The 22,485-nt window shown below is 66.9% G+C and carries 16 protein-coding genes; 11 read left to right on the top strand and 5 right to left on the bottom strand.

The genetic code is table 11. From position 1 onward, the window contains the following. The first annotated feature begins 1 nt into the window (after position 1). Genes G7Y50_RS00445 through hypD form a run of 3 tightly spaced genes read left to right on the top strand, consistent with a single transcriptional unit; the run spans position 2 to position 4,020 of the window. Positions 2-2,614 (top strand): carbamoyltransferase HypF, encoded by a 2,613-nt coding sequence (locus G7Y50_RS00445; RefSeq protein ID WP_165047170.1) that lies wholly within the window; start codon positions 2-4, stop codon positions 2,612-2,614. A 40-nt stretch (positions 2,615-2,654) separates the two neighbouring features. Continuing rightward, positions 2,655-2,924 carry a HypC/HybG/HupF family hydrogenase formation chaperone gene (locus tag G7Y50_RS00440; RefSeq protein WP_165047168.1) on the top strand — a complete coding sequence of 90 codons (270 nt, stop codon included), beginning with the start codon at positions 2,655-2,657 and terminating at the stop codon, positions 2,922-2,924. Between the two features lie 4 nt (positions 2,925-2,928). After that, positions 2,929-4,020, top strand: a complete 1,092-nt coding sequence (gene hypD / locus G7Y50_RS00435) for a hydrogenase formation protein HypD (RefSeq protein ID WP_165047166.1) — start codon at positions 2,929-2,931, stop codon at positions 4,018-4,020. 117 nt (positions 4,021-4,137) lie between these two features. Here the strand turns inward: hypD and G7Y50_RS00430 are convergent, their stop codons facing one another. Continuing rightward, a complete protein-coding gene (locus G7Y50_RS00430; protein WP_165047163.1) occupies positions 4,138-4,725 on the bottom strand; it encodes an NUDIX hydrolase in 588 nt (195 codons plus the stop codon). A 432-nt stretch (positions 4,726-5,157) separates the two neighbouring features. Between G7Y50_RS00430 and G7Y50_RS00425 the strand changes: the two genes are divergently transcribed. From G7Y50_RS00425 to G7Y50_RS00410, 4 genes are all read left to right on the top strand, one after another. Next, a complete protein-coding gene (locus G7Y50_RS00425) occupies positions 5,158-6,402 on the top strand; it encodes a CynX/NimT family MFS transporter (RefSeq protein WP_165047160.1) in 1,245 nt (414 codons plus the stop codon). Positions 6,403-6,455: 53 nt separating this feature from the next. After that, entirely contained in the window at positions 6,456-8,822 is a 2,367-nt protein-coding gene (locus G7Y50_RS00420) for a molybdopterin dinucleotide binding domain-containing protein (RefSeq protein ID WP_165047158.1), read from the top strand. A gap of 2 nt (positions 8,823-8,824) precedes the next feature. Beyond that, positions 8,825-9,178, top strand: coding sequence for an oxidoreductase (locus G7Y50_RS00415; RefSeq protein ID WP_165047156.1), 354 nt, complete (start codon positions 8,825-8,827; stop codon positions 9,176-9,178). Positions 9,179-9,372: 194 nt separating this feature from the next. Further along, positions 9,373-10,572, top strand: coding sequence for an MFS transporter (locus tag G7Y50_RS00410; protein ID WP_165047154.1), 1,200 nt, complete (start codon positions 9,373-9,375; stop codon positions 10,570-10,572). Here the strand turns inward: G7Y50_RS00410 and G7Y50_RS00405 are convergent. After that, on the bottom strand, positions 10,499-11,131 hold the full coding sequence (locus tag G7Y50_RS00405; RefSeq protein WP_165047151.1) for a TetR/AcrR family transcriptional regulator: 633 nt from the start codon (positions 11,129-11,131) through the stop codon (positions 10,499-10,501). The genes G7Y50_RS00410 and G7Y50_RS00405 overlap by 74 nt on opposite strands. A gap of 386 nt (positions 11,132-11,517) precedes the next feature. On the opposite strand from G7Y50_RS00405, the gene G7Y50_RS00400 reads away from it, so the two are divergent. The 3 genes from G7Y50_RS00400 to G7Y50_RS00390 all read left to right on the top strand — a co-directional run bounded on the left by G7Y50_RS00400 (position 11,518) and on the right by G7Y50_RS00390 (position 15,684). After that, positions 11,518-13,020 carry a cytochrome ubiquinol oxidase subunit I gene (locus G7Y50_RS00400; protein WP_165047149.1) on the top strand — a complete coding sequence of 501 codons (1,503 nt, stop codon included), beginning with the start codon at positions 11,518-11,520 and terminating at the stop codon, positions 13,018-13,020. Beyond that, entirely contained in the window at positions 13,020-14,045 is a 1,026-nt protein-coding gene (gene cydB, locus G7Y50_RS00395; protein ID WP_165047146.1) for a cytochrome d ubiquinol oxidase subunit II, read from the top strand. Before G7Y50_RS00400 ends, cydB begins: the two co-directional genes overlap by 1 nt. A gap of 253 nt (positions 14,046-14,298) precedes the next feature. Then, positions 14,299-15,684, top strand: coding sequence for a hypothetical protein (locus tag G7Y50_RS00390; protein WP_165047144.1), 1,386 nt, complete (start codon positions 14,299-14,301; stop codon positions 15,682-15,684). 798 nt (positions 15,685-16,482) lie between these two features. On the opposite strand, the gene G7Y50_RS00385 is transcribed toward G7Y50_RS00390, so the two are convergent. Both G7Y50_RS00385 and G7Y50_RS00380 read right to left on the bottom strand, forming a co-directional pair. Continuing rightward, a complete protein-coding gene (locus G7Y50_RS00385) occupies positions 16,483-18,684 on the bottom strand; it encodes an ABC transporter permease (RefSeq protein ID WP_165047141.1) in 2,202 nt (733 codons plus the stop codon). After that, complete coding sequence (locus G7Y50_RS00380) at positions 18,674-19,552, bottom strand: ABC transporter ATP-binding protein (protein ID WP_165047139.1); 879 nt, start codon at positions 19,550-19,552, stop codon at positions 18,674-18,676. Before G7Y50_RS00380 ends, G7Y50_RS00385 begins: the two co-directional genes overlap by 11 nt. Before the next feature lie 640 nt (positions 19,553-20,192). Here G7Y50_RS00380 and G7Y50_RS00375 point away from each other — a divergent pair. Next, entirely contained in the window at positions 20,193-21,080 is an 888-nt protein-coding gene (locus G7Y50_RS00375) for a Fic family protein (protein ID WP_165047136.1), read from the top strand. A gap of 93 nt (positions 21,081-21,173) precedes the next feature. Here G7Y50_RS00375 and G7Y50_RS00370 read toward each other — a convergent pair whose 3' ends face one another. Further along, entirely contained in the window at positions 21,174-22,247 is a 1,074-nt protein-coding gene (locus G7Y50_RS00370) for a HAMP domain-containing sensor histidine kinase (RefSeq protein ID WP_165047134.1), read from the bottom strand. Between the last annotated feature and the right edge of the window lie 238 nt (positions 22,248-22,485).

The following is a 22,485-nucleotide window of genomic DNA, read 5'->3' as shown; positions in this document are numbered from 1 at the left end:
CATGGTCGAGGCGCTCAACATACACGTCCAGGGCATCGTCCAAGGGGTGGGATTCCGCCCCTTCGTGTATCGCATGGCGAAGAGGTACCTGATCAACGGCTGGGTTCTGAATGCGACTGACGGCGTCCACATCCACGCCGAAGGCGAGGGCAAGCTGCTTGACGAGTTCGTGCTCGAGCTGTCGGAGGGCGCGCCCGCTGCCGCGCAGGTCACGCAGATCGACCTCGAGGAGGTGCCGCTCGAGGACTTCGACCGCTTCGAGATCCGCTTCTCGGACGCCGCGGCGGCGGATCAGACCACGCTCGTGTCGCCCGAGCTCGCCACCTGCGACGACTGCCTGCGCGAGCTCTTCAACCCCAACGACCGGCGCTTCCGCTACCCGTTCATCAACTGCACGAACTGCGGCCCGCGCTTCACCATCATCGAGGGGCTTCCGTACGACCGCGCGAAGACGTCGATGCGCGACTTCGAGATGTGCGGCCGCTGCGCCGCCGAGTACGCCGACCCGCTCGACCGCCGCTTCCACGCCCAGCCCGACGCCTGCTTCGACTGCGGGCCTCAGGTGACGTGGCGCGAGGGCAGCGCAGGCGAGGTGACGTGCGGCAGCACGCGCGAGGAGAGCGACGCCATCTTCGCGCGGGCGGCTGAGCTTCTGCGCGCGGGGAAGATCCTGGCGGTGAAGGGCCTCGGCGGCTTCCACCTGGCATGCGACGCGAGCAACCCCGAGGCGGTGGCGCGCCTGCGTGCGCGCAAGCGGCGCGAGGGCAAGGCGTTCGCGGTCATGATGGCCAGCGTGCGCGACGTGCGCGCGGTGTGCGAGGTCAACGAGGTGGAGGAGGCGGTGCTCACCGGCGCGCAGCGGCCCATCGTGCTTCTGCGCAAGCGCGCGGGCGCACGCCTCGCGCCGCGCCTCGCCGACGGCTTGGGCGAGCTCGGCGTGATGCTGCCCTATGCCCCCGTGCAGCACCTCCTCATGCACGACTTCGCCGCGGCGGAGGCGGACGGTGCGGGTGCTGCCGGGGCTGGCCTTGGCGCTGCTGACGCCGGCGCTGCTGCCGCTGGTGCTGCCGATTTCGCTGCCGCGCCCGCAGGTGGCGCCCTCCCTCCCATGCTGGTGATGACCTCGGGGAACCTGCACGACGAGCCCATCGTGGTGAGCGACGAGGAGGCCTACGCGAATCTGGCGGACGTGGCCGACGCGTTTCTGGGGAACAACCGCGACATCCTCACGCGCTTCGACGACTCGGTGGTGCGCGTGATCCGCGCGGGCAGCGCGGGGCATGCCGTGCAGTTCATCCGCCGCGCCCGCGGCTACGCGCCGCTGCCCGTTCCGCTCGCCCTGGAGGGGCAAGCCGGCGGGGCAGCTGACGCAGGTGGGGCTGACGCAGGCGCTGGGGCCTCCCACGGCGCCCCATCGTGCCGCGCTGGCGCCGGCGGGGCGGCCTCGCCCGTCATTTTCGCCACCGGGCCGGAGCAGAAGAACACCTTCACGCTCCTGCGCGCGGGTGGGGAGGATGCGCAAGGCGCGCAGGGCGCCGAGGCGTTCGTCTCGCAGCACGTCGGCGACATGGAGAACGCCGAGACCTACGACGCGTGGCTGGCGGCGCGCCGGCGCTACGAGAAGCTGTTCGAGCTTGAGCCCGCCGTGGTCGCCTGCGACCTGCACCCCGAGTACCTCACGTCGAAGTGGGCGCATGGCCAGGCACTTCCCGTGACGGAGGTGCAGCATCACCACGCGCACGTGGCCGCGGTCATGGCCGAGCACAGCTTGCATGACGCGGTGTGCGGCATCGCGTTCGACGGCACGGGCTTTGGCGTCGACGGCGCCATCTGGGGCGGCGAGGTGATGCTCGCGAACCTGCAGGCGTTCGAGCGCTTCGCCAACTTCGTCTACGTGCCCATGCCGGGCGGCGCCGCGGCCATCAGGCACCCGCTGCGCATGGCCTACGGCGTGCTGTGGGCCTTCGACCTGCTGGACCACCCCGGCGCCGCGTCGGCGCTCGAGGCGCTCGGCGTGCAGGCGGGCATCTGCGACGCCATGATCGAGCAGGGCATCAACACGCCTCTGACCTCCTCGGTCGGGCGTCTGTTCGACGCGGCCAGCGCGCTGCTCGGCGTCTGCGCTGAGCCCGCCTACGAGGGCGAGGGCGCGTGCCTGCTGGAAGCGGCCGTCGGCAACCTCGCGGAAGAGGGCGCCGCCGACGAAGCGGACGCCGCCGAGCGCTATGCGGTGGCGGTCGTGAAGAACACGGCCACCGAGGCGAGCACGGCGCAGGACACCTCGGTGGTCCTGCTCGACGCCGAGCCCACCTTCCGCGCGCTGCTCGACGACGCGGCGGCGGGCGTACCCGTGCCGGTCATCGCGCGGCGCTTCCACGACGCCGTGGTGGGCGCCGTCGTGCAGGCAGCCGAGCTCGTGCGCGCGCTGTACGGCATCGGGACCGTGGTGCTCGCGGGCGGCGTGTTCATGAACCGCTACGTCGTCGAGCACGCGCTCGCCGCGCTCGAGGGCGCGGGCTTCACGGTCGCCATCAGCCGCGACCTGCCGCCTAACGACGGAAGCGTCTCGCTCGGCCAGGCTGTGGTAGCATGGGCGAAAACGAAGGCGATGTGACGTTCCTCCGCGCGACGTCGGAGGGTGAAAGAAGGCAGACATGTGCTTGGCGATTCCGGCGAGGATTACCCAGATCGAGGACGGCAGGCTGGCGACGGTCGACATCCTGGGCGTGACGCGCTCCATCTCGGTTGACCTCACGCCGCAGGCGGGCGAGGGCGACTACGTGCTCGTGCACGCGGGCTTCGCCATCGAGGTGGTCGACGAGCAGTTCGCGCTGGAGACCATCGACCTCATCAGGCAGTTTCCCGACCTCGTAGGCGAGGACCTGGGGGTTTCCGAAGAGCAGATCGCCGTCGCGGGGGCATAAGGGCATGGGTGACTTGCGAGCAGAGCTCAAGGCGTTCAAGGACCCCGAGCTGGCGCGGGGCCTGATCGGCTCCATCCGCGCGCTGGCGCCGGCGGGCGCCACGCTCATGGAGGTGTGCGGCACGCACACGGTGGCCATCGCGCGCAACGGCATCCGCGGCCTCATGCCCGAGGGCACGCGCCTGGCCAGCGGCCCGGGCTGCCCGGTGTGCGTGACGTCGAACCACGACATCGACAAGGTGATCGCGCTCGCGCGGGTGCCGGAAGTGACCATCGCCACGTTCGGCGACATGACGCGCGTGCCGGGCTCCACCTCGAGTCTACTTCAGGAGCAGGCTGCCGGGCGTGCGGTGGAGATCGTGTACTCGCCGCTCGACGCGCTGCGCCTCGCGCAGGACAACCCCGACCGCCAGGTCGTGTTCGTGGGCGTTGGCTTCGAGACCACCACGCCGCTCGTGGCCATGGCCATCAAGCGCGCGAAGGCGGCGGGCTTGGCGAACTTCAGCGTGTACGCCGCGCACAAGAACATGCCCGGCGCGCTCGAAGTCATCATCAACGACCCGGCGCTCAAGGTGGACGCGCTCATCCTGCCGGGGCACGTAAGCACCATCATCGGCGCCGAGCCCTACCGCTTCCTCGCGGAGAAGTACGGCGTCCCTGGTGTCATCACGGGCTTCGAGCCGGTCGACGTGCTGCAGGGCATCGCCATGATCATGCGCCAGCTGCACGAGGGCCGCGCTGAGATCGAGATCGCGTACGCGCGCGGCGTCATGCCCGAAGGCAACCCCGTGGCGCTCGCCGCCATCGACGAGGTGTTCGAGACCTGCGCCTCCACGTGGCGCGGGCTGGGGGAGATCCCCGGGTCGGGCTACCGCATCCGCGAGGAGTTCGCCGACTTCGACGCCATGCGCCGCTTCGCGCCCGCGGTGGAGCCCACCGTCGAGCACAGGGGCTGCCGCTGCGGCGACGTGCTGCGCGGCATCATGCCCCCGAGCGACTGTTCGCTGTTCCGCACGGTGTGCTCGCCCGAGAACCCCGTGGGCCCCTGCATGGTGTCGAGCGAGGGAAGCTGCGCCGCGTACTACCGCTACTACTGAGGCGCCCGAAGGCGGGGCGCCCTGCTCGGGGAAGTCGGGCGCGTGAGGACGAGTCGCCCTGCTCGGGTGCGGCGGCCGTGTGAGGGCGGGCCGCCCTGCCTGGGTAGGGCGTGCGCGCTAGAGCAGGCCGCTGGCGGCGCGGGCGGCGGGCAGCTTGTCGATGAGCTTGCGGTAGATGCGGTCGCGTATCCACGGCTCGGTCGAGAGCGTGATGGCGTCTTCCATCGACACCCAGCGCACGCCGCTGTTCTCGTCAGGCTTGACGCGCAGCGGTTCGGCGGGGTCGGCCATGGCCAGGTAGGTGACGTTGAGGTGCAGATGCGAGCTCACGTACGCGCCGCGCTTGACGTGCCCGTCCACCGTGAGCACCTCGACTGAGTAGATGCCGCCCGGCCCGCACGGCAGAAGCCGCGCGCCCGCCACGCCCGTCTCCTCCTCCAGCTCGCGCAGCGCCACGCGCGCCAGGTCGCGCTCGCCGTCGGCGTGTCCGCCGATCCAGCTCCACGAGTCGTAGATGTTGTGGTACACGAGCAGCGTCTGTGTGAACGTGGGGTCGACCACCCAGATGGAGCACGCCATGTGCGCCTGCGCCGCGCGCTCGAAGCACGCCGGGTCCTCGCGCAGCGCGCGCAGGATCACCGGCTTGTCGGCCGCCTCCTGTTCGTTGAACGGCTCGAAGGCGAGGATGTCATCGTAAAGGCTCATGCTCGACAGTGTATCACGCCGTGCCCCGCGGCAGCCTTCGCGCCCTGCTCGCACCTCGCTTCGTGCTTGCGTCAGCCTCTTGCCCGCACCTCGCCCCGCTCCCGCTCGCGCCTCCCCATCTCCCGACCCCGCTCACGCCACCCCCGCGGCAGCCCTGTTCGCTTCTCGCCCCCGCTCGCTTCGCGTCCTCGCCCGCATCGCGTTCGCGCCTGCGTGCAGGGAGCAGCAGGCAGGCGGTTTGGAACAAAAGCGCCGAAGCGTCGCATTTTCGAAACGACCCTCATCCTCACATCTCAATCAAGGAATGCAAAGAGCCAGTTCAGATGCCCTTTTCGTCCCTATAATGCTCAACGCCAACTCGAACCGACGCCTTGAGGGCGCATGTGGGGACGAGGCGGCGCGATTGTGTATTGTCGGATGAAAGGGGAATCAATGACAGAAAGCGCATCCAAAGATCGAGTGAGACAAGAGGGGAGGGCATGGGCCGTTGCCATCGTGGCGATCATCGCATCTGTTCTGATCTCGGTGAACAACCAGAAGCTTGGCGCGACCTCCTCGCTTGTCCTGCCTGCTCTCGGCATCGACACGAGCGACATGAGCATCCTGATGTCGGTCAACGGCTATGTGGGGTTCGTCCTCGCGTTCTTCGCGGCGACCATCATCCTGAAGCTTGGGACGAAGAAGACCACGCTCATGGTCTTGGCTTGCGCGACGGTGGGAGCCGTCATCAGCGCCTTGGCGACGAGCTATGACATGCTGCTCGTGGGCCGCCTCATCGAGGGCGTCGGTTACTCGTGCATCGGAACGGTCGTCCCGGTCCTGTTCTCGGAATGGTTCCCGCCTTCGAAGCGCGGGCTGCCGATGGGCATATTCTCCGTGTGGGTTCCCTTCGGCGGGCTGTTCATCATGGGCACGTCCGGGTTCCTCTTCGATGTGGGGACGCCTGAGAGCTACCACAACGTCTTCTGGTTCGTCGTCGCCCTGCTCGTCGTCGTGATCGTCGCGTGGCTGATCGCCGCGAAGAACCCTCAGGTGTCCTACCTTGACGCCGATCAGTCGGCCGACGAGGAGAGCCCGAAGGTTTCCGAGGGCTTCAAGAGCCTTTCCTGCTGGCTCGCCTTCCTCGCGTTCGCGGCGTTCTCCCTGGGCACCGCTTGCGTCATGAACTTCGAGACGCTGTACATGGTCCAGACTATGGGCATGGACCAGGGGGCGGCAAACGCTCAGCTCAACATCTTGAACATCGCGGTTATCGCCGGCGGCATCGTCATGGGCTTCGTGCTGAACGCCGTCGTCGGCAGCATGAAGCGCCTGACCATCCTCTGCGTGGCATCTGCCGTTGAGGGCGTCGCCTTCGCCTTCGCCTACATCATCACCCCTGACCTCATCGTTCCCTGGATGGTGGTCTTCGGTTTGGCGAACGGCGTCGTCCCGGCCATCTTCTTCACCATGGTCGCCGAGATCGCGCCGCGCCCCCAGCTCGCGCCAGTCGCTTCGACGCTCATGTCCCTGGGCCAGTGCGTGGGAGGGATTCTCTTCGGATCCGTCGGCGCCATCGTCGCGGCGGCGTGGAGCGCTGCCACCGGCGTGCTCGCCGCTGCCGGCATCGTGCTGTTCGCGAGCTCCCTCGCCCTGCTCTTCGTGATAAGGGCGCGTCTCAAGAAAGCGCAGAACTAGGATCTTCGGCTCTTTGCGAACAATCCATCGACTGGAAAGGAAAGGATTCCAACATGAAGTTCGAAAACGACCTGGGCAAGCCTTGGAAGTACGAAGAAGGTGACTTCACGGTGGTGAGGTCGTCGGTCTGGTCGCCTCCGGGCTGCCATCCCGTTGGCTGCGGCGTGAAGCTCTACGTCGACAAGGAGGGTCGCATCGACCACGTTGAGGGAGACGAGAACGACCCCATCACGAAAGGTCGCTTGTGCCCGAGGTGCCTTGCCCTCAAGGATTACATCTACAACCCGAGTCGCGTGACGTATCCGATGAAGCGTGCGCGCGACAAGCGCGGGGACGCCGATGCGTGGGAGCGCTGCAGCTGGGACGAGGCTACTGATCTGGTCGTGTCCGAATGGCGTCGGCTCACCGAGAAGTACGGCAAGGAGACTTTCGCCGTCTTCGTGGGCACGGGCCGCGACGGCATGCTGCAGCAAGACTACATCCTGAGCGTGTTCAGCACGCCCAACCTCGCTTGCGGCCTGTCGGGCTTCGCATGCTACCAGCCTCGCATGATGGCGGCCAACATGACCATCGGCGCGCTCTATCCCGAGATTGACTACGCGGGAGGACTCGAGGGCGGGTACGACGATCCGAGCTATACCCCGCCGAAGACCATCGTCATCTGGGGAAAGATGCCGCTCGCCTCGAACGGCGACGGCATGTTCGGCCACGCCGTCATCGACCTCATGAAGCGCGGCGCGAAGATCATCTCCGTCGACCCCCGCGTGAACTGGCTCGCCACGCGCTCGGAGGTTCAGCTGCGCGTTCGCCCCGGCACCGACGCCGCCATGGCGATGGCGTGGGCGAACATCATCATAAGCGAGGACCTCTACGACCACGACTTCGTCGAGAACTGGTGCTACGGGTTCGATGAGTTCTCCGAGCGCGTCAAGACCATGACGCCGGAGCGGGCCGCGCAGATCTGCGAGGTCGACGTCGAGGACATCTACAAGGCCGTTCGCCTCTACGCCACCTCAAAGCCAGCCTCCATTGCGATCGGGCTTGCCTTGGACCAGAACCCGAACGGCATGCAGGCATGCCAGTGCATCATGGCCTGCATGGCGCTCACGGGCAACCTGGACGTTCCGGGCGGCAACATCGTCGCCGACATGAGCGAGCCGGAAGACCTGGTCGCCGGCACCAAGGACCAGCAGGCTGCCGACAACAACGAGCAGCGCTCCTTCGTTACGGCGGGGTGGTACTCGATGTCCGAGGAGCTTCGCAACAAGTGCGTCGGGATGGCTGACTACCCGTTCTTCTGCACGCAGGTGACCATCTCGCATGCTGACTCGATGCTCCATGCGCTTGAGACCGACGAGCCCTATCCCATCCGCATGGGCTGGATCCAGTCGACCAACATGTTCGTCGCGAGCGCATCTGCGGAGACGAAGCGCTGGCAGGCGGCCATGGAGCGGTCCATGGAGTTCTGCTTCGGCACGGACTGCTTCATCACGCCGACCATCCAGGCGCTCTGCGACGTGTTCCTGCCGCTGTCGACGGTGGCTGAGCACGACAGCGTGAACAGGACGCACTACGGCGCCGCCTCGATAGTCACCGGAGTCGGCAACAAGGCCATCGAGCCGCTCGGGGAGGCGAAAAGCGACCTGGAGATCACGGCGCTGTTCGCCGAGAAGATCGGCGAGGGCGCGAAGAGCGTCTACGAGGGCCCGATCGACTACTTGGAGAAGAACCGCCTCGAAGGCCGCCACACCTTCGCCGAGGTGCGCGAGCTCGTCAAGTACAAGCGCAAGGTCTTCTACTGGAAGTACGAGCTCGGCAAGCTCCGCCCCGATGGGCAGAAGGGCTTCCTCACGCCGACGGGACGCGTCGAGCTGTGGTCGAGCCAGTACCAGATGGCGGGCCTCGATCCTCTGCCGCACTACGAGGAGCCCGCGCTGAGCCCCACGGCTCACCCGGAGATCGCGGAGAAGTACCCGTTCGTGCTCACGACGGGTGCGCGAACCTTCGCGTTCTTCCACAGCGAAGAGCGCCAGGTCCCGCGTCTGCGCGAGCTCAACCCCAACCCCCTCATCGAGGTCAGCCCGGCAGATGCCGAGCGCTGCGGCGTGAGCGACGGGCAGTGGGTGGAGATCTACAACGAGTACGGGTCCGCCAAGTTCAAGGCGAAGGTGACGCCCACGGTGCGCTCGGGCACGGTGATGGCGCAGCACGGGTGGTGGTTCCCGGAGCAAGACGGCAGCGCGCCGAACCTCTTCGGAGCCGGCCTTTCCGGCGTGGACAACCTCGTCCCCGTTGGCCACAACAATCCGATGGGCCTCTGCGCACCCTATAAGTGCACCCATTGCGCCATCAGGCCGCTTCAAGAGAACCACGATGTGGACATGAACGACGTTTGGTCAAAATTCGGAAAGCTGGTGTAACGATGCCGAAATACGCGCTTCTTATCGACTACGAGTACTGCACGGGCTGCCAATCCTGCGAGGTGGCCTGCAAGGAAGAGCATGACTTCCCCGTGGGGAAATGGGGTATCCGCGTGTTGGACGACGGCCCGTGGCAGAAAGATGACGCCAACGATCAGGGATCCAGCTTCAACTGGAACAAGATCGCCGTCCCGACTGACCTGTGCGACCTGTGCGCGAGAAGGCTCGAGAACAACCGGGAGCCTGCATGCGTGCACAATTGCCTGGCAGCGTGCATGCGCTTCGGAACCATCGAAGAAATGGCAGCCGAGCTGGCAAAGAAGCCCAAGCAGGTAATGTGGGCTCCGACCGAGTAGGCTGACGGCGCCCTTTCGGGCAACAAGCGAAGGCCGTGGGGGCGGGCGTGCTGACGACCCGCCTCCGTGGCCTTCGGCTGCGGCTGCTTGGCTTTGCGCGATGTCACTTGCGAAGCTCGCCACCTTGCCTTCGCTGCGCGGCCGCCGCAGCTCGACGGGCGATGGCGCTTTCGCAGAACCTCCAGGAGATGCTCATGCGTGATGAGACAAAAGCAACAACCGTGCCCCTCAAGGGCGTGATAGGGATCCTCGCGCTGTATTGTGTCATGGGCGAGTTCACGATCTTGACGCCCTCCATCGCCGCGTTCGCGCGTCATTTCGCGGGAACGCCGATCACGACCATCATGTTCGCGAACAGCATCACGGGCATCGTCTCGGTGCCGATGAGCATCTTGAGCGGGGCCGTTCTCGCCAAGGTGGGCTTCAAGCGCGCGGCGGTCGTCGGCACGGTGACGATGTCGCTGGGAGGCGCGCTTCCCTTCCTGCTGCCGAGCATCACGGACTACACCTACGTCATCGTGTCGCGCATCATCGTCGGCATCGGCCTGGGCATTGTGATGCCGGTGGGCAGCGCGACGATCGTGGCCTTTTTCGAAGGCGAGGAGCGCAGCCGCCTTCTCGGGTACGGAACGACGATCCAATTCGTGTTCGCCCTCGTGTATACGACCGCCGCCGGCTTTCTGACCGAGATTCAGTGGAACTATCCCTTCTTGGCCTATCTGATCGGGCTTGGCCCGCTCTGCGTTTCGGTCGCCTGGATGCCGGAGGCGAAGGCGCGCGCCCGCAGCCAGCGTCTGCTTTGCGGGCCAAGGGGGGCTACGGCGAAGAGGATGCCAGGGGCCGTTTGGGGATACGCGGCGTTTACCCTCGTGGCGTGGACTTGCGTGACCACGGTCCAGGTCATCACGTCAACCGTCCTCGACGTGCGGGGGCTTGCCGGGCCGGGTGAGGCGGCTCTGGTCATCAACTGCTGCGGCATAGGCTCGATAGTGAGCGGTCTTGTCTTCCTTCCGGCTCTGAGGATGTTCGGCACGCGCCTCTTCGGGGCATCGGCTGTCTTGGTAGGGGCGGGACTGGTCCCCTGCCTGCTTGCGTCATCCTCCGTTGCGTATGCGCTGGGCGTGTTCATGCTCGGGCTCGGCGGATCCACGTTTTTCACGGCGGCGCAGAACGCAGTCGGAAACATAACTCCCCAGGAGCGCATCCCCTTTGCGAGCGGCCTGATGTCTTCGGTCATGAGCCTCGGTCCGTTCGTGGGCCCTTATGTCTTCGCCGCGTCGATGGCGCTGGTGCCCTCGTGGGGCGAAAACGCCGCTTTCATCATTCTGATGGCAGCGGCTTTCGCGTCCGCGGCATTCGGCCTGGCGCACCCCATGAGGGCATTGAAGGTCTGACGGGCTCGTTTATCAGGCGAAACAGCGTTCGTGGAACCAGGTCGGTCAGCCAATGGCACTTGTCCTCGAGGCTCACTCCGGCAATGCGCCATTGCGGGAGCATCGCTATCTCCATGGCCACGAGCGCCTCGATTTCGAACTCAAGCTGGGGCGTGACCCTCTGGTGATGGTAGTTCTGAAGGGTGGTTCGCAGCGCCTTCTCGCGTGTCTCGGTAGCGAAGCGCGAGAGGGAGTTGTAAAGCTGGTGCTGGGCGACGCTCTCATAGAGGCTCTCGTACCGCGAGAGCATCATCTCCGCGAGAAGATAGCCGTTGTAGAAGGACAGGGACCTGCCGATCTCATCGGTGCTTTGGGAGTGGACGAACTGCAGGTGCCACTGGGTGACGGCCTCTTTGTTGTCGAAGTTGCGATAGAACGTGCTGCGTGATATGTTGGCGCGCTCGCACAGGCTGTCGACGGTGACCTTTTCGATGTCCGTGTCCTCGAGGAGGGCTGCCAGCGCCTCGACGACCGCGAGCTTGGTCTCGGCGTTTACGTAGATCTGAAGACTGTCGGTCATTGCGCTTCCCCCAGCGTCTCAAACATTGGTGTATGCACTTAGAGCCAAATCCATATTCTATCAAAGTATCCGAGCTGCTTTCCTGCCGATCGGCTTCCGCGTGAGCCAAGTTCTTCGGGTTGGAGGTTGCTTTCGCCCGGCGTGTGCTCGCGGCAGCCTTCGCGCGGCTCGTCTGCTTCGCGTCTCTGGTGTCTTTCGCGTGCTTCTCGCTCGCGGCAGCCTTCGTGCGGCCTGTCGGGCATGGCACCCGCGCGGCCCCCTCAACGCCTCGGCAACATTCGCTCAGAAAAACGTTGATCGTGCTTCTTAACGATGCGCGGAGCGGTTACAATGTTACTCGGCTAGTAGCAATTAGGAGCAATTGAGGAAAGGTAAGGAGGGGGTCTATGGATTTCTTGGCTGATCCGGTCTTGCTGGCGCGGTTGCAGTTCGCCCTGACGGCAAGTTATCACTTCATCTTCGTGCCAATCACCATTGGCATCGGCCTCATCATGGCCATCTTCGCCACGAAGGCGTACCGCACGAAGTCCGCAGAGGACGATGCGCTCGCGCGCATGTGGGTGAAGATCTTCACGGCGACGTTCGCCATCGGCGTGGCCACGGGCATCACCATGGAGTTCTCGTTCGGCACCAACTGGGCCAACTACGCGCGCTTCGTGGGCGACATCTTCGGCGCCCCGCTGGCCGCCGAGGCCCTGTTCGCGTTCTTCCTGGAGTCGGTGTTCCTGGGCGTGCTTCTGTTCGGACGCAAGAAGGTGAGCCCGAAGTTCTACCTCGCGTCGTCGTGGCTCGTCTGGTTCGGCTCGTGTTTGAGCGCGCTCTGGATCCTGATCGCCAACTCGTGGATGCAGACGCCCGCGGGCGCCGAGCTCTCCGCTGACGGCAGCCAGGCCGTGATCACGGACTTCTTCGCCGCCGCGTTCAACCCCTCCACGCTGTCGCGCTACGGGCACACCGTGGTGGGCCTGCTCATCATGGGCGCGTTCATCTCGATGGCCGTGGCCGCGTGGTACCTCCTCAAGAAGCGCCACGAGGGCGCTGCCATGAAGATGATGCGCGTGGGTGCCGTCGTGGGCCTTGTGGCGACCTGCGTCATGCTGGGCACCGCGCACTCCTCGGCCGTCATCGTGGCGGAGGAGCAGCCTACCAAGCTCGCCATGATGGAGGGCATGTACGAGTCCGAGGCCCCGCCGCTGTACGCGTTCGGCTGGGTTGACGAGAGCGGCGAGAAGGTGCTCGCGCCCTTCGCCATCCCCGGCGGCACGAGCTTTTTGGCCACCGGCACGTGGGACACTGAGTTCCCCGGCCTGAACGACCTGGCGCAGACCGAGAAGTACGCCGACATCGACCCTGAGACCATGCCGGTGAACTTCGTCTTCCAGACCTACCACCTCATGGTGGCCATGTTCGGCGCCATCGCGCTGTGCGCGGTGCTCGCGCTCGTGTTCTCGCGCAAGGGCGCGAAGGTGAAGAGCATGCGCTGGTTGCAGTATCTCCTGCTGATCTGCCCGGTGTTCCCGTTCCTCGCCATCCAGTGCGGCTGGATGACCGCCGAGCTCGGTCGCCAGCCCTACGTGGTGTACCCCTCGACCACCGGCCCTGACGGCGTGTCCCTGCTCACCGCGAACGGCACGTCGGCCTCGGTCACGCCGGTCGAGCTGCTCATCACGGTCGTGCTGTTCCTGGTCGTGTACTTGCTGCTGTTCGTCGGCTGGGCGCGCGTGATCTCCAAGTTCATCGCGGCCGGTCCCACCGAGGACGAGACCGACGTCGAGGCCGTCGCCGCAAGCGCTGCGGGCTCGTTCGTGAGCGCAGCTGCCGCGAAGGCTCCTGCTGCGGGTGGCGAAGCCGCCTCTGCGAAGGCTTCTGAGGAAGGGGGCGATCGATAATGACCGTTCTCAGCATACTGTGGTTCTTCCTGATCTTCGTCCTCATCGCGGGATACTTCATCCTTGACGGCTTTGACCTGGGCGTGGGCGTGCTGTACCCCTTCGTCGCCAAGAACGACAAGGAGCGCGCCATCGCGCGGCGCTCCATCGGGCCGGTGTGGGACGGCAACGAGGTGTGGCTGCTCACGGCGGGCGGCGCCTTGTTCGCGGCATTCCCGGCAGCGTACGCCACCACGTTCTCGGGCTTCTACCTGGCGGTCATGCTGGTGCTGTTCGGCCTGATCGTGCGCGCGGTGTCGTTCGAGTTCTGGGCGGGCGACCGCGCGTGGCGCAAGGTGTGGGACGTGTGCTTCTTCCTGGGCTCGCTCCTCCCGGCGCTGCTTCTGGGCGTGGCCGTGGGCAACATCTTCGCGGGCATCCCGATGGACGCCAACGGCGACTACGCGGGCATTCCGCTGCTGGGCCTGGTGACGCCGTTCACCCTGCTCACGGGCGTGCTCGGGCTGGTCATGTTCATGGCTGCGGGCGCGAGCTGGCTGGCGCTGAAGGCGCCCGAGGGCTCTGAGCTGCGCTTGCGCGCGGCCAAGCTGCGCATGCCGCTGCAGGTCGCGGCGCTCGCGGTGTTCGCCGTGGTGAGCGCGTTCGCGCTGGCGGGCGGCGTGGCTCCCGAGATGGCTCCCGAGCTGGGCATCCTGCGCGTGCTGTTCGCGGCGCTCGTGGTGGTGGCGCTCGTGGCGGCCCTCGTGATGGGGAAGAAGAACGACCTGATCGCGTTTCTGGCGCAGTCAGCTGCGGCGCTGTGCCTCGTGGGCCTGCTCGCGTGCTCGATGTTCCCGAACCTCGTGGTGGCCAGCGCCGGCAGCGTCGGCGAAGCCATCACGCTCATGAGCGCGGGCGCCTCCGAGCTGTCGCTGACGTACATGACGATCATCCTGTGCATCGGCCTGCCGCTCGTGCTGGTCTACCACGTGGTGATCTACCGCACGTTCCGCGGCCGCCTGACCGAGAAGGACATGGCGCACTAGGGGCGTGAGAGCGCGCGGCGCGAGGCGGCGTGTGAGGTTTGCGTGAGGCGGCGTGCAAGGCGCAGCGCGGGGCGGCGCTTGGTGCGCTCGTCTGAGCTTCGCATCTGGGCTGCGCGCCGCATGAGGCGCACGAGCGCGATGCGCGGGGGAATGCGGCGGCGTTGCGCGCCGCAAGCTCCCCGAAGTTAGGTACAATGAGCCTGGGCCTGAACGCCCGGGCTCATTTTTTTCATACCTGAGAAGGAGGTCGCTCATGGCCGACCGGGATGGCATCTTCAACGACAACGACCAAGGGAACAGCGGCGACGACTCGCTGTTCGGCACGGACGCCCGCGACAACGAGGCATCGCCCATCCAGGTGGTGAACCCGTACGGCGACGTGGAGGAGCCTGCGGTCTCGGCCGCCGACGCGCCGCAGGTGGCGCAGCCGGCGAACCCCTACGCCTCGGTGCAGCCTGCTGCGGCCGAGCCGGCGGCAGGCGCGTACGCGGCCGCGGGCCCCGCAGCTGGGGGCGCCGCGCAGGTGCAGGTGCAGCCCGTGGGCAACCCCTACCAGCAGACGTACGGCGGCGCAGCCGGCCCCGCGGCCGCGCAGGGCGCCGCGAACCCTTATGGCGCGCCTGCCCCAGGCGCTGCAGGAGCCCCGGGCGCCGCGGGCGCGAACCCCTACGGCGCGCCCCAGCCGGCAGCCGGCCAGCCCTACCAGCCTTACCAGCAGCCTGCGGGCGCGGTGCCTCCCTACGGGCAGCCGCCGGCGGGCCCGCAGCCCTACGGCCAGCCCTATCCGGGCGGCGCAGCCCCCGTCTCCGCGGGCAAGGCCACGGGCGCGCTCGTGTGCGGCATCTTGGCCATCGTGCTCTCCAGCTCGGTGGTGCTGGGCATCGTGCTGGGCATCGTCGCCATCGTGCTGGCCGGCCGCTACCTCAAGTCCGGCGGCACGGCGGGCACGGCGAAGGCGGGACGCATCTGCGGCGTGGTGGGCATTGCGTTCTCGCTGGTCGTGCTCATCAGCTACGTCGTCTTCTTCGGCATGGCCGTGTCCCAGATCGCGTCGGACGAGATCAGCTCCGGCCCAGGGCTCGTGTCCTCGAGCGAGGCGTCCTCGGGCAACGAGGCGGCTCCGGGCTACAGCGAGGACGAGAAGGCTGCCATCGACATGGTGAGCGCCGAGCTCGACAAGATCAAGGGCGGCGACGAGAAGATGCTCGCCTCCATCGCGGCGCTCGCCCAGGAGGACTTCACCGAGGGAACGGGCCTCACCATGGAGCAATGCGGCATCGACCCCATGGAGTACGCGCGCCTCATGACGCAGGGCTTCGACTACGAAGTGAGCATGTACGTGGTCGACCGCAGCTCCGAGGGCTTCGTGGCCTTTGACGTCACGTGCCGCGACGTGTTCGACGTGCTCGACCGCTTCAATGAGCTGCTCAACGACTTCAAGGCGTCCGGCGAGGCGGGAAGCATGACGCAGGAGCAGGGCTACGCCCGCATCGGCGAGCTGTTCATGCAGGCCGTGAACGAGGCCGGCATGGAGAAGGACGGCTACTTCTCCGTCGACGTGGAGTACCGAGGCGGGAAGTGGGTCATGGACCAGGACGACTGGGAAGACGAGCTGGACTACTTCTTCGGCCTCTACTAGGCTTGAGGTTCCGTCCGTCCTGACGGAACGGACGGAACGACTCGACGCTGCGAAGGGCCCTGGCACTCGCCCTTGCCCTGATCGGCCTAGCCGCTCAGGGCGCGCCCTCTCGGGCGCATAGTATGTCCTAAACAGGCCACAGGCCTGTTTACTGTTTTGCACACGGCGCGCACCGAAGTGCGCTTGGTGCAAAGGCGGGGCAATTGCGGGCACCAGGGCCCTTCTCGCTGACGCTACGAACGACCTGTGACTTAGGGTCTGCTTTCCTTTTTACGTCATCCTGAGCGAGGATGCCCCCCTTGTGTCATCCTGAGCAAGCCTCCCTCCTATGTCATCCAGAGGGGGCTCCCCCTGTGTCGCCCTGCGCGAACTTCCCCTATGTCATCCTGAGCGAGGATGCCCCCCTTATGTCATCCTGAGCGAGCGTAGCGAGTCGAAGGATCTGGCCCCGAGCACGTCGCGCCCGCATGCACAACCTGCTCACGACCAGATCCTTCGGCTCCGCGCCCTCCGGGCGCTCCGCTCAGGATGACGCGGGGGGTACGGGCAAGACGCCGCTCTGCCTCTTCGGCCTCTTCCTCCTCCCCCGCGTCTGATGTTCGTGTCCCTTGCTCACGACCAGATCCTTCGGCTCCGCGCCCTCCGGGCGCTCCGCTCAGGATGACACGGGGAGACGGCGCAGGCAGCCGCCCGCTCGGGACAAAACGGGGAGGGGTCATCAGCACGAAGCGGATGGCCCCTCCCTTTCTCCTGCCCGCATGCTCTCATGCCCGCAAGCGCAAGCTGCTCGTGTTCCCACTACCCGCGGATGGCTTGCTTCACGATGCTCCTGCTGGCGAAGTAGGTGATGAGCAGGTAGCCGCCGTAGATGACGAGCGTGAACCCGGCGGCCATCATGATGGGGCCTTGCACGGGCGCGCCGAGCGCCTCGAACAGCGTGCCCGACAACACGCCGATGGCGCACGCGGAGTGGCCCACCGCCAGGGCCAGCGGCGCCAGGAAGTACACGAGCACCTGCGCGAACAGCGAGCGGTTGAGCGCGCGCTCGTCGCAGCCGAGCTTCGCGAGCAGGCGGTAGCGCTGCTGCGAGTCGGCCGCCTCCGAGAGCTGCTGGATGGCCAGGATGGCGGCGGTGGCCACGAGGAAGATGAATCCGACGTAGAGCGCCAGGTACGTGATCATCATGCGCAGCCCGTCCGCCTGCGAGCTCATCTCGGCTTGGGTGTACGTGGTCGTCACCGGCCACAGCCCGGGCGTGTAGGCGTAGGCGTCGTCGGCGTACGTGTAGTCGTTCCCGAGGTCTGGGCGCGAGCCCTTCGGGAACGCCTGCGCCAGCCCCGCGGAGAGCGCCTCGTCGCCCTCGACGGGGCTCAGGCCGTCGGCGTACGTGAGGTTCAGATAGCTCGTCAGCGGGATGGCGCCGCCGGCGCGCAGCTCGGATACCACCTGGTCGGGCACGACGAACATGAGCGCGGTGCTCTCCATGGAGCTGTCGAAGAACTGCACGTCGAGGATCTTGTCCTGGATTCGCAGGTCATGCCCGAGGATGCTCGCGACCTTCCCCTCCTCGACGAACGCGCGCGCCAGCTCGTCAGCCACGTCCATGTTGTTGACCAGCGCGCACTCGTCGTCAGCCAGCGCGAGCGGGCCCGCGCCCGTCATCGCGCGCAGCGCGTTCAGCTGGGAGACGCTCACCACCTGGATGTTCGACTCCGCGATGGACGACACGTTCACGACGGAGGAGAGCTCCACGTCTGCCGCGGCCTCCACGAGCGGCGCGTACGTTGATCCGGGCACGTCCCAGTAGTCGATCTGCGCGCTTTCCTTCACGAAGTCACCCCAGGTGGGAATCGCGTCGCGCAGCTTCGCCTCGATGTCCCAGCCGTAGGCTTCGCCGTCGGCGTACGCCTTGGGGTGCTCCGCGGCCATGCCCTCGGCGCGCGCGGTGAGGCTCTCGGACGTGGGGCGCGCGAGGTCGATCTCCTCCTCGTAGTACACGTCGGCGCGGATGGTGGCGTCGTAGGGCGCCGCCTTCTCCATGTCGCCGCAGAACACCTCGATGAGGCCCATGCCCGTGGAGAACGTGGTGATCGACAGGAACAGCAGCACGCAGATCACCCACAGCGACACGAACGCCGTGTTCACCTTGCTCGCGATCTGGCGCACGGTGAACGGCACGAGCCCGCGCAGGTACGTGCCGCGCGCCCGCGTGATCACGGCGATCGCGAACCCTGCGAGCGACCAGAAGAACACGAGCGTCCCCACCAGCATGAGCACGGTCGCCCACACGAAGCTCGGCTCTCCCAGGTCGATCATGCCGTTCTCGATGAGCAGGCGGTAGGCCACGGCCAGGACGCCCACCGCCGTCACGAACGCGGCGAGGCACACCCAGGGGTTGCGCACGGGCATCCGCTCGCTGCGCATGTTGGCGCTCAGCAGGTCGATCAGCTTGTAGCGGCGCACCGTGAGCAGGTTGAACAGCGCCACCACCACGTAGATGGCCACGAAGCACAGAAGCGTCATGAGAAGCGCCGAGCTCGAGAACACGAACTGGTAATGGGTCATCGGGATGGTGAACAACGCCGCCGTGGCGAACGAGAGCGCCTGGGACAGCAGGACGCCGCAGACCAGGCCCACGGCGAGCGAGACGAGGCCCACGATCACCGTCTCGTACAGCACGATGCGCGACACCTTGCCCGGGCTCATGCCCAGCGTGAGGTAGATGCCGAACTCGTGCTTGCGCCGCTTGATGAGGAAGCGGTTCGCGTACACGATGAGGAACCCGAGCACGAACGCGATGACCACCGAGAACGTGCTGAGCAGCTCCTGGGTCACCTCGAAGATGTTCGCGTCAGCGCCTTCGATGCTGAACAGGATCTTCTGGCTTCCGATGGAGTTGAACGCGTAGAACACCGCCACGCCGAACACGAGGGTCACGAAGTAGATGGCGTAATCCCTCACCGAGCGGCGGATGTTGCGCGCGGCGAGCTTAAGCAGCATGGCTCGCGTCACCTCCCAAAAACGCGATGACCTCCATGATGCGGTTGAAGAACTGCTCGCGCGCCATGTCGCCGCGGCGGATCTCGTTGAACAAGGTGCCGTCCTTGATGAATAGCACGCGGTTGGTGAACGACGCGGCGAACGCGTCGTGGGTGACCATCATGATGGTGGCGCCCATGTCGCGGTTCATGAGGTCGAGCGTCTCGAGCATGATCTGGGCGTTGCGCGAGTCGAGGGCGCCGGTGGGCTCGTCGGCGAGCACGAGCTTGGGGTCGCTCACGATGGCGCGCGCCGCCGCCACGCGCTGGCGCTGCCCGCCCGACATCTGGTGGGGGTACCGCTTGAGCACGCCCTCCACGCTGAGCGAGCGCGCGATCGACTCCACGCGCGCGGGGATGGAGGAGGGGGCGTCGTGCTTGATGGTGAGCGCGAGCGCGATGTTCTCGTAGCCCGTGAGCGTGTCGAGCAGGTTGGAGTCCTGGAAGATGAAGCCCAAATCGTCGCGGCGGAACTTCGCCAGCGCGCGCTTGGAGAGGCCGGTGATGTCGCGCCCGTCCACGAGGATGTGGCCGCCGGTGGGCTTGTCGATGGTGGAGACGCAGTTCAGAAGCGTGGTCTTGCCCGATCCTGACGGGCCCATGATGCCGACGAACTCGCCGGCCTCCACGTCGAAGCTCACGCCGGCGAGCGCGTGGGTGACCGAGTCGCGCGAGCCGAACACCTTCTCGATCTGGCGCACGCTCAGGATGGGCGCGCCGACGCCGCGGCCCGAACCCCTGCCTGCGTGCGCGCCCGTGCCGTAGTTGTCGCGGGAAAAGGCCGCCGACCCGAGCGTTGCGGCCGACGGCGTTGCGAATGTCTCGCTCATTATGAGATGCCTCCTTTGCTTGCGGATGCTCTCATCTTACGGACGCGCCCGCAAGGCATCCATCGAACCCGCTTACGGTTAGCTTACAGCTTTGTTAGGCGCACGCGGGTGAGGGATGGGATAGGAGCGCCAGGCGAGGTGGAGCGGGATGGGGGAGGGAGTGTCAGCTGAGGCGGAACGGGGAAGGGGATGGGAGCGTCGCGGGGAAGGTGCCCACCTTATGTCATCCTGAGCGGAGCGCCCGCAGGGCGCGGAGTCGAAGGATCTGGCCGCGAGCACATTGCGCATGCGGGCGCACCATGCCCGGGGCCAGATCCTTCGACTCGCTTCGCTCGCTCAGGATGACAGGGGAGAGACAGAAGGGGATGGCGGCGCCAGGTGCGGAGGCGTGGGAAAGGGGATGGGGGCGCCAGGCTAGGTGAGGAAGGGGATGGGCGGCGCCGGGCGCGGAGGCGTGGGGAAGGAGATGGGGCTCCGGGCGAGGTGGGGCGAGGAAGGGGATGGGGCTCCGGGCGAGGTGGAGCGAGGAAGGGGCAGGGGCTTGGCGAACGCCTCGCCGCGCTGCGGGCGATTGCCACGGCGGGAGGCGTTTCGTGGTAAGGTGAGTCCGTTGGGTTCCCGAGAGAGAAGATGGGCGGCCATGACGGCTGAGGGTCTAGACAGCTTCGCATATGAGCCTGCTCGTGCGCACGAGTCGGAGGCGGCGCGACGCCATTATTGGGCCGTGGCCATCGGCTTGCAGCGCGTTGACGGCCTGGAGGTCTCCCCCTATGTGCGCGAAGCGGCTGCCGGCTATGTGAGCGGCGAGCGCACCCTCGAGGAGACGGGGCGGCTCGTGCGCGCCTACCACAACGATGCCGCTCGTGCCGACACCCGCGAAGCCGACCTGGTGGCCCAGCGCATCGCCGAGCTTCTGGCGGCGGCGCCTTTCTGCCTTGCGCCGGACATGCTGGCGGAAGTTCACCGCTACCTGTTCCAGGACCTCGACCCCGCGGTGTACCACCCCGGCGAGCTCAAGGCCGAGCGCATGGTGAAGCAGGAGGAGATCCTGAACGGCGACAGCGTTCTGTACGCTGACCCCTTGGCCTACGACATGGCTCTCAAGAGCGCGTTCGCCGCGGAGCAGGGGAGGCTCTACACCACCTTGGAGGGCGACGAGCTTGCCGGCTTCTGCCACTTCCTCGCATTCCTCTGGCAGGTCCATCCCTTCTACGAGGGCAATACGCGCACGGTGGCGGTGTTCGCGGAGCTCTACCTCAACCACCTGGGGTTCGACGTGTCGAACGAGCCCTTCGAGAGCAACGCCCGCTACTTCCGCGATGCCCTTGTGCGCGCCATGTACCGCAACGCCGCCGCCGGCATCTTCCCCGACGAGTCGTTCCTGGCGGCCTTCTTCGAGAACGCCCTCGGGCGCGCATGCCACGTCCTCGATCGCGAGGACCTCGTCTGCGCGGCCCTCTTCGACGCCCCAAGCCTCATCCGCAACGTCGATCCCGCCAACGCCCTCGACAAGCGAAACCTGCCCTAGCTGGCGCTGCCTTGCCCCGCTCGCGGTCGCTGAGGTGCGCAGGCATCCCCAGCGGTTAAGGCGCGCGTCAGCAGGCGCCTCGCCCCTCACCCGTCAAAACGCCACGGGGGGGGGGTTCGTGCTCAAGGCGCGGCGGCGGTCGTGGGGGAAGGCGAAGAGCACGCGCGTGCCGACGCCCTCCTCGCTGGCCAGCCCCACGCCGAGGCCCATGCGCGCGCACATGACGGCCACGAGGTAGAGCCCCATGCCGGTGGCCGAGCCCTGGGCGCGCCCCACGCTGCCGGTGAACCCGCGGTCGAACACGCGCGGCACGTCGGCGGCGGGGATGCCGCAGCCGTCGTCACGCACCTCGAGTACCGTGCGCTCGCGCGGCGTGCCGGGCTCCTCCTCGCGCGCCGAGAACGTGATGGCGTGCGCGCCGTACTTCGCCGCGTTGGTTATCACCTGCCCGAGCATGAACGTGAGCCACGGCTCGTCGGCGAGCACGGACGTCTCCTCGGGAACCTGCACGCGCAGCTCCACGCCGCGCTCGATGAGGAAGTGGGTGTTCTTGCGGCATGCCGCGCGCACCGCGGAGGCCAGGTTGAGCTCGCGGATGGCGTAGTCGTTGGAGACGGAGGTCGAGCGCGCGGAGTAGAGCGCCTGGTCGACCTGAGTCTCGATGCGCTCGAGCTCGCCCTTGAGCTTCGTGGCCTGCTGGCCGTGCATGCTCGCGAGCATGAGCTTCGCGGCGGCGATGGGCGTCTTGATCTCGTGGATCCACAGCTCGATGTACTCGCGGTGCGCCTGCGCCTGCTCGCGCTCGGCGGCGTTCTCGCCGTTCGCCACGTTGGCGAGCTGGTCGGTGACGTGGTAGAGGATGCGGCCCTCGAGGAACTCGGGCTCCCCCACGAGCGAGGTGAACTGCCCGACCTGCCCGATCTGCGCGACGAACTCAGCCGCGTCGCGGTAGTACCGCGCGCGCCGCGCGAAGTCGCTGACGAACAGGGCGACCAGGCAGGTTGCCACGAAGCCCGTCACCAGCAGGCAGGCGTGCGCTCCGATGCCGAGGACCGACAGCATGCAGACCATCCCCGCCAGGCAGAACGCCCCCACGAGCAGCGCCGCCCACCGGTCGCGCGCGTAGGCGGCGAAGGTGAAGCGGGGGATATCAGCGGCGTCGGGCATGGGCGGGTCCTCTCTCGATGCCTCCAAGGATAGCGCATCTGCCGGAGGAGGGGGCGCGGTGACGCCTTGCTTGCAGTTTTGTAAGGGAGAGGGGCGCCTCGCGGGATGGCGGGGCGCGCGGGCAGCGAAATGACGCTCTCGGGCGCCGCGCTGGGCCCAGCCAACCGAAGCGGCCTGCGAAGAGACGCAGCTGGCCGGCGGGCTGCGATGAGGCGCAGCTGGTCGGCTGGTCGGCGGC

It is taken from the genome of Adlercreutzia sp. ZJ176 (assembly GCF_011038975.1).
In the GTDB taxonomy this organism is placed as follows: domain Bacteria; phylum Actinomycetota; class Coriobacteriia; order Coriobacteriales; family Eggerthellaceae; genus CAAEEV01.
This window is presented reverse-complemented; position numbering and strand designations above follow the sequence as displayed.

Coding starts and splice junctions, on each gene's coding strand:
- G7Y50_RS00445 (WP_165047170.1), top strand. CDS start 2: ATGGTCGAGGCGCTCAACATACACGTCCAGGGCATCGTCCAAGGGGTG.
- G7Y50_RS00440 (WP_165047168.1), top strand. CDS start 2,655: ATGTGCTTGGCGATTCCGGCGAGGATTACCCAGATCGAGGACGGCAGG.
- hypD (WP_165047166.1), top strand. CDS start 2,929: ATGGGTGACTTGCGAGCAGAGCTCAAGGCGTTCAAGGACCCCGAGCTG.
- G7Y50_RS00430 (WP_165047163.1), bottom strand. CDS start 4,725: ATGAGCCTTTACGATGACATCCTCGCCTTCGAGCCGTTCAACGAACAG.
- G7Y50_RS00425 (WP_165047160.1), top strand. CDS start 5,158: ATGACAGAAAGCGCATCCAAAGATCGAGTGAGACAAGAGGGGAGGGCA.
- G7Y50_RS00420 (WP_165047158.1), top strand. CDS start 6,456: ATGAAGTTCGAAAACGACCTGGGCAAGCCTTGGAAGTACGAAGAAGGT.
- G7Y50_RS00415 (WP_165047156.1), top strand. CDS start 8,825: ATGCCGAAATACGCGCTTCTTATCGACTACGAGTACTGCACGGGCTGC.
- G7Y50_RS00410 (WP_165047154.1), top strand. CDS start 9,373: ATGCGTGATGAGACAAAAGCAACAACCGTGCCCCTCAAGGGCGTGATA.
- G7Y50_RS00405 (WP_165047151.1), bottom strand. CDS start 11,131: ATGACCGACAGTCTTCAGATCTACGTAAACGCCGAGACCAAGCTCGCG.
- G7Y50_RS00400 (WP_165047149.1), top strand. CDS start 11,518: ATGGATTTCTTGGCTGATCCGGTCTTGCTGGCGCGGTTGCAGTTCGCC.
- cydB (WP_165047146.1), top strand. CDS start 13,020: ATGACCGTTCTCAGCATACTGTGGTTCTTCCTGATCTTCGTCCTCATC.
- G7Y50_RS00390 (WP_165047144.1), top strand. CDS start 14,299: ATGGCCGACCGGGATGGCATCTTCAACGACAACGACCAAGGGAACAGC.
- G7Y50_RS00385 (WP_165047141.1), bottom strand. CDS start 18,684: ATGCTGCTTAAGCTCGCCGCGCGCAACATCCGCCGCTCGGTGAGGGAT.
- G7Y50_RS00380 (WP_165047139.1), bottom strand. CDS start 19,552: ATGAGCGAGACATTCGCAACGCCGTCGGCCGCAACGCTCGGGTCGGCG.
- G7Y50_RS00375 (WP_165047136.1), top strand. CDS start 20,193: ATGACGGCTGAGGGTCTAGACAGCTTCGCATATGAGCCTGCTCGTGCG.
- G7Y50_RS00370 (WP_165047134.1), bottom strand. CDS start 22,247: ATGCCCGACGCCGCTGATATCCCCCGCTTCACCTTCGCCGCCTACGCG.